2 protein-coding genes are annotated in these 547 nt (G+C 39.5%); both read right to left on the bottom strand.

Annotation, left to right across the window (positions count from 1 at the left end):
- On the bottom strand, positions 1-243 hold a 243-nt coding region (locus tag ASC50_RS03620), incomplete at its 3' end, for a HEPN domain-containing protein (RefSeq protein WP_158648372.1).
- Between the two features lie 6 nt (positions 244-249).
- Entirely contained in the window at positions 250-516 is a 267-nt protein-coding gene (locus ASC50_RS07480) for a hypothetical protein (RefSeq protein WP_055432111.1), read from the bottom strand.
- Between the last annotated feature and the right edge of the window lie 31 nt (positions 517-547).

Below are 547 nucleotides of genomic sequence, written 5' to 3' on the forward strand. Positions count from 1 at the left end.
TGTGAGGGCAAATCCTCCACGCTGCGCAATCTGTACAAGGTCGTGCCAAAGCGGTGCGTGCGTGCCGTGCTGCTTCACATAATATGCCTTCAATAGTTTTTCAAGCACGAGATGACCGAGAAATAATGCCCAACTATTCTGCTTTGTTTCAAGTAGCGTGAGCATGACCTCAAAGTCCGCATCAGATGTGTCTATCCAATGCTTCACAATCTCGTCGGCGTTAATGATGGGTTCTTTATCCATTGTGTATCAGTGCAAAAATTTCTGCAAAGGTACAAAAAAATTTAATATGGATGATGTGTATCTTACCTCTTTACCTGTTTCTCCCCAATCCAATAGGCGAAGATATCCCAACATTCGACTCCTTTGCATGGGATTGCGGGTCAAGCCCGCAATGGCAAAAACTTGGTTAACATCAACGAAAATTAAATAAAAAAGGTTAAACTTTTCAAAATCCATTGTCAATTCAAAAACATTCTTTACCTTTGCTGCCGAATTGTCATAGTGGCAATTCACAAAAAAAATTGTTAAACATTAAAAATTTAAT

It is taken from the genome of Candidatus Symbiothrix dinenymphae, from assembly GCF_001431085.1.